This is a genomic window from Candidatus Palibaumannia cicadellinicola, from assembly GCF_002855795.1.
GTDB lineage: Bacteria > Pseudomonadota > Gammaproteobacteria > Enterobacterales > Enterobacteriaceae > Baumannia > Baumannia cicadellinicola_C.
Map to the genome: position 1 here is coordinate 1 of NZ_NJPO01000155.1, position 1,450 is coordinate 1,450.

Below are 1,450 nucleotides of genomic sequence, written 5' to 3' on the forward strand. Positions count from 1 at the left end.
GACGCTCTTCTAATTTCTGACGTATTTCGTCAGCTTGTGCCCACTTACCGCTTTTTCGTACGTCATGACGTTGCTTAATAAGCGCCTCAATGGCGGCAGTATCACTATATTGTGCCGTAACTTTGTTGTGTAGAAATATTTCTGGATCATGTTCTAACAAACCTAAAATACGTGCTAAATGGCGCAGTGTAGCTGCCATACCTTGTGCGGCTTTAGTATTGTAGGTTTTTAACAGATTGACTTCATGAGCTAGCTTAAATAGTACAGAATGAGCTTCTGGTGTATTAAAATCATTATTCATTGCCATAATAAATTGTTGTATAAAGTAGTTACCCCCGGTGGGTGGTACCTCCAGATTAGTCCCGCGTAAGGCGATATATAAACTTTCTAGGGCAGCACGAGCCTGTCGAAGATTATTTTCGCTGTAATAAAGTTGGTTGCGGTAATGACTAGACATCAGGAAATAGCGTACTGTTTCAGCGTCGTAAGACTTGAGTACATCACGTATGGTAAAAAAATTACCTAATGATTTAGATATTTTGTCATTACCGATCATTACCATGCCAGAGTGCATCCAGATGTTGACGTAAGGACTATTATGGGCACCAGTAGACTGTGCTATTTCATTTTCATGATGTGGGAAGATAAGATCAGACCCCCCGCCGTGAATATCAAAATAATTACCTAATTGTTTACAGCTCATAGCAGAGCATTCAATATGCCAGCCTGGGCGTCCTTTACCCCAGGGAGAAGTCCAGCTCGGCTCGCCCGCTTTGGACATTTTCCATAGTACAAAATCCATTGGATTACGTTTAACGTTGGTAACTTTGATTCGGGCTCCCATTTGCAACTGCTTTAAATCTTGACCAGATAAAATACCGTAATTATGGGCGCTTTCTACAGAAAACATTACATCACCATTAGAAGCTACATAAGCATGTCCTTTCTCAATTAACTTGCAGGTTAATAAGATAATATCTTTGATACTCTGTGTAGCTCGTGGTTCTTTGTCAGGACGCAAAATATTTAGTCTGTCGAAGTCCTGGTACATTTCCACTATCATTCTATCAGTAAGTTGCTGGCTAGTTTCACCGTTCTTAGCTGCGCGGCGAATAATTTTATCCTCAATATCAGTGATATTACGTATGTAATAAACTTCATAACCGCAATAGCGTAGATATCTGATTACTACGTCAAAAACGACAAAAGTACGCCCATGTCCAATATGGCACAAGTCATATGCGGTGATACCGCATACATATAAACCTATTTTTCCAGCATGAATAGGTTTCAATTCCTCTTTTTTTTTTGTCAGGGTATTAAAAATTTTTAACATGAAAATGATGCCATAGTTTGTCCGTAATAATTAAGTAGCAAAACAAATAAAAATAGTTCATAACTGTAACTATATATTTAACAGTATAGTGATAATAATATTTATATATTATGT

General features: G+C 38.0%; 1 protein-coding gene. It reads right to left on the bottom strand.

Annotation, left to right across the window (positions count from 1 at the left end):
- On the bottom strand, positions 1-1,336 hold a 1,336-nt coding region (gene cysS / locus CEX73_RS02865; protein WP_101627079.1), incomplete at its 3' end, for a cysteine--tRNA ligase.
- Positions 1,337-1,450 lie beyond the last annotated feature (114 nt).